This is a genomic window from Nocardioides sp. (assembly GCF_035429765.1).
Classification (GTDB): domain Bacteria; phylum Actinomycetota; class Actinomycetes; order Propionibacteriales; family Nocardioidaceae; genus Nocardioides.
Map to the genome: position 1 here is coordinate 1 of NZ_DAOMFK010000239.1, position 4,208 is coordinate 4,208.

3 protein-coding genes and 2 pseudogenes are annotated in these 4,208 nt (G+C 72.9%); all 5 read right to left on the reverse strand.

Annotation, left to right across the window (positions count from 1 at the left end):
• Nucleotides 1-549 (reverse strand): annotated as a pseudogene (locus PLP61_RS15320) (apolipoprotein N-acyltransferase); the annotation flags it as partial.
• Between the two features lie 392 nt (nt 550-941).
• Nucleotides 942-1,340, reverse strand: a complete 399-nt coding sequence (kal, locus tag PLP61_RS15325) for a 3-aminobutyryl-CoA ammonia lyase (protein ID WP_324503625.1) — start codon at nt 1,338-1,340, stop codon at nt 942-944.
• A complete protein-coding gene (kamE, locus tag PLP61_RS15330; RefSeq protein ID WP_324503626.1) occupies nt 1,340-2,110 on the reverse strand; it encodes a lysine 5,6-aminomutase subunit beta in 771 nt (256 codons plus the stop codon). The genes kal and kamE overlap by 1 nt, the downstream gene beginning before the upstream one ends.
• Nucleotides 2,110-3,696 (reverse strand): lysine 5,6-aminomutase subunit alpha, encoded by a 1,587-nt coding sequence (gene kamD, locus PLP61_RS15335; RefSeq protein WP_324503627.1) that lies wholly within the window; start codon nt 3,694-3,696, stop codon nt 2,110-2,112. The genes kamE and kamD overlap by 1 nt, the downstream gene beginning before the upstream one ends.
• A pseudogene (locus tag PLP61_RS15340) lies at nt 3,693-4,208 on the reverse strand (L-erythro-3,5-diaminohexanoate dehydrogenase); the annotation flags it as partial. The gene kamD and the pseudogene PLP61_RS15340, both read right to left, overlap by 4 nt.

Genomic DNA, 4,208 nt, shown 5'->3' on the forward strand with positions numbered 1-4,208 from the left:
CGCGAGAGCGGCGACGGCGCCCCGGCGGTGGGCCCGCTGCTCCCGTGCGCGCAGCAGCGCCCAGGCCAGCGTCGAGCCGAGCAGCGCGAGCAGCAGGCTGACGCCGTTGGCACCGATGTAGGGCAGCGCATCGGCGAACGGGGTGTCGACCGTGGCGAAGGCCAGCCGGCCCCAGGGCATCCCGCCGGCGGGCCAGGTGGTCCGGACGACCTCGGCGGCGACCCACGCGGCCGCCGTCCAGGCCGGCCACCACCGCAGCCGCATCAGCAGCACCATCACCGGGCCCAGGACGGCGAAGAACGCCGCCTCCACCGACGAGAGAGCCAGCCACGCGTCCGTGCCCACGGCCCGCATCCACCACTGGAGGACGAACTCGAAGCTGACCCCGAACGCCAGCCCCGGCAGCCAGGCCCGGCGTGCGGGCAGCCCGTGCACGGCGAGCAGGAACGCGGCCACGCCGAGCGGGGCCAGGTAGGCCACCGCGACGGGCTCGAAGGCCAGGGCCAGCGCGAGGCCGCCGGTCAGGCCGAGGAGGATGCGCGGGACCACGCGCCCACGGTACCCAACGGCAGGTCACGGAAGGGGCCCGCACGCTTCGGACCAACCCGGAGCCGACCGGCTGCCGGAACCGGGCTGTTGTCTAAGGCGTACGGGCCCCTTCCGTGCCGTCCTCGCGCAGGCGGTTCCCGGCACGCCGCACCCGTCACGGACAGGTGGATGGCCCCCACCCTCCGCGACGGCTCCCCGTCACCGGCCGCCCGCCGCGCACTACACGGACGAACTCCCCGCACCCTCTCCGGAGATCGCCGTCCTGTCAACCACCCCCCGACCTGCGCAAACGTGTGAAAGCGCAGGTCACCGGCGGGAGAACGGACGGTGAAATCCCGGCACTGACGTGCCTCGGCACGGCGTGTCGCGAACGACACGCCGGGACCGGACCGTCACGAGGCGGGTGCCGGGGGCACCACGACCGTGCCGGTGGCGGTGGTGGCGAGCAGCGGCTCGGGGAGCAGCTCGGCCGCACCGGGGCGCTCCTCGGTGGCCGCCCCGCGCGCCACCACGTGCACGGCGAACTCGATGACCCGTGAGCGGGTGCCCACCCGCACCAGCTCCGCGGTGACCTCCAGGACGTCGCCGGCACGGACCGGCTGGCGGAACTGGACGTCGGCGTACGACGCGAACAGGCCCTCGTCGCCGTCGGTGCGGATGCACAGCTCCGTGGCGACGTCGCCGAACAGCCCCAGCGAGTAGGCACCGTCCACGAGGTTCCCGGCGTAGTGGGCGTGCGAGTAGGGCACGTAGCGACGGTGCACGACGCGGGTGCCGACAGCGGCGGTCATCAGGCGCTCCTCTCCACGGTCTCGGCGAGCCGGGAGGCCAGGTAGCTGGCGACCTCGCTGGGAGTGGTCCCCCGGGTGAAGACCCGGTCCACGCCGAGCTCGGCGGCCATCGACTCGTCGAAGCGGGGGCCGCCGACGATGAGCAGCGGCCGACGACCGGCCGGGTAGGCCTCGCGGAAGGCGGCCGCCATCTCCCTGGTGTTGAGCAGGTGGGCGTCACGCTGGGTGACCACCTGGGAGACCAGCACCGCGTCGGCCTTCTCGGCCAGCGCCCGCTCCACGAGCTGGGGCACCGACACCTGGGCGCCGAGGTTGACCACCTTCAGCTCGCGGTAGTACTCCAGGCCCTTCTCCCCGGCGAACCCCTTGATGTTCAAGATCGCGTCGATCCCCACGGTGTGGGCGTCGGAGCCGATGCAGGCGCCGACCACGACGAGCCGGCGACGCAGGGTCCGCTTCACCGCGACGTTGACCTCCTTGGGGGTCAGCAGCGGGTAGTCCCGCACGACCACCTCGACGGCGGAGGTGTCGACCAGGTGGTTGACGCGACCGTAGACGATGAAGAAGGTGAACCCGCTGCCGACCGGCTTGCTGTGCACGACCAGGGCCGGGTCGATGCCCATCTTGTTCGCGAGCTGGACGGCCGCGCCGTCCGCGACCTTGGAGTGCGGGAGCGGCAGGGTGAAGGACACCTGGACCATCCCGTCGCCGGTGGTGTCCCCGTAGGGCCGGACCAGGTGGCCGCTCGCCGGTGCGTGGGTGCTCGACATCACTCCCCCTCCAGGAGGTCGGAGGCCGGGTTGTAGTAGGCCTCGGACTTCAGCGCGACGCCGTCCAGGCCCTTGCCCCCTCCGGGTGGGCGCTTCATCAGCCCGAAGGTGCCGTCGGCGATCGCCGCGAGCAGCGGCGCGTCGCCCTCGTCGTCGGAGTCGGCGGCGATGTCGCGGAGCAGCTCGATGGTCTCGGCGAGCACGAGCCGGGCCCGGCTCTCGATGAACCCGCCCTTGACCGGCCGGAAGTCCTCGTGCAGGTTGCCGGCGGCGTTCATCACGTAGCGGACGTTCTCCAGGGCGAGGTCACGGTCGGAGAGCCACGGGGTCACCACGGCCTCGGTCATCATCCCCACCAGCAGGATGCCCTGCCCGGTGAGCGCCCCGGCCAGGTTGAAGAACCCGTCCAGCAGGTAGCCCCGGAACACGTCCCCGGTCATGTGCCGGGTCGGGGGCATCCACTTCAGCGGGGCCTCGGGGAACAGGTCGCGCGCCAGCATGGCGTGGGCCAGCTCGATCCGGAACGAGTCGGGGACCGCAGGGTCGATCTCGAAGGCGTGGCCCAGGCCCAGCTGCCAGTCCTCGAGGCCGGCCTCCTTGGCGAAGTACTCGTTGAGCAGCTGGCTCGTGGTCACCGTGTGCGCCGCCTCGACCGCGTCGGCGGTGGTGAGGTAGTTGTCCTCGCCGGTGTTGATGATGATGCCGGCCCGGGCGTGGATCTGCCGGCTGAACCGCTGGTCCACGAAGGTGCGGATGGGGTTGATGTCGCGGAAGAGGATGCCGTACATGGAGTCGTTCAGCATCATGTCCAGGCGCTCCATGCCGGCCAGAGCGGCGATCTCGGGCATGCACAGGCCCGAGGCGTAGTTGGTGAGCCGGACGTAGCGGCCCAGCTCGCGGCTGGTGTCGTCCAGGGCGGCTCGCATCAGCCGGAAGTTCTCCTGGGTGGCGTAGGTGCCGGCGAAGCCCTCGCGGGTGGCCCCCTCGGGCACGAAGTCGAGCAGCGACTGGCCGGTGGAGCGGATGACCGCGATCACGTCGGCGCCGGCCCGCGCCGCGGCCTGGGCCTGCGGGATGTCCTCGTGGATGTCGCCGGTGGCCACGATGAGGTAGATCCAGGGAGTGGTGGGCGCGTCGCCCACCTCGGCGATCATCCGCTGCCGCTCGCGCCGCTTGTGGTCGATCAGCGTGATCCCGTGGTGCACGGCCCGGCGGGACTCCGAGCGGGCGCGGGCGGCGTCCCGCTTCTCCGGCAGCCGGAACCGCGCGCTGCCGGCGGACGCCTTCTGCGCCAGCGTGACCAGGTCCTCGGCCTCCCCCCGGCGCAGCGCGTCCCAGACCGGCAGGGCGACGCCGTGCTCGAGTCCGACGTCCCCGCGCACGCAGTCGACCAGGTGGTTGACCCAGGGCACGCCCTCGGTGTCGGCGCCGCTGAGGCCCGCGAGCCGCAGCGTGGCCCGCTCCACCGACACGGTGGTGTGCTCCTTGGCCACCTTCACGATGGGCTTGCCGACCTTGCGGGCCAGCGCTCGCGCCTGGCGGACGCTGCGCTGGTCGAGCTTGAGCTTCCCCACGGTCTTGGTCATCGGCTGCCTCCGCTCGCGTGAACCGCCATCCGCTGCTCGAACAGCCGCCGGACGGCGGGGGTCGCGCGCAGCAGGTCCATGGCGTACGCCGCGTGGCCGGGCAGGTAGCCGTTCCCGATGAGCATGGTCACGTCGGCGGCCAGGCCCTCCGCGCCCAGCGCCGCCGCCGAGAAGGAGGTGGCCATCGAGAAGAAGATGACCGTGCCGCCCTCGGCGGTGGTCAGGATCGCCCCGCCCTCGCAGCCGGGCACGTCCACGCACACGACCGTCACGTCAGCAGGGCCGCCGGCCGCAGCGACAGCGTCGCGGAGCGCGACCGGGTCGCGGGCGTCCGCGACCGCGACCGCGTCGGCCAGCCCCGCCTCGCGCAGCTGGCCGGCCTCGGTCTCCGTCGGGACGACGCCGATCGTGCGTCGGGCGCCGGCGGCGGCGGGAGCCGCCAGGCTCAGCGACCCCGACTTGCCCGCTCCGCCGGTCACCGCGAGGACAGGACGGTGGTGAGAGGCCACGAC

Excerpts from the sequence above, each read along its gene's own strand:
- kamE (WP_324503626.1), bottom strand. The coding sequence starts at position 2,110 with ATGTCGAGCACCCACGCACCGGCGAGCGGCCACCTGGTCCGGCCCTAC.
- kamD (WP_324503627.1), bottom strand. The coding sequence starts at position 3,696 with ATGACCAAGACCGTGGGGAAGCTCAAGCTCGACCAGCGCAGCGTCCGC.
- kal (WP_324503625.1), bottom strand. The coding sequence starts at position 1,340 with ATGACCGCCGCTGTCGGCACCCGCGTCGTGCACCGTCGCTACGTGCCC.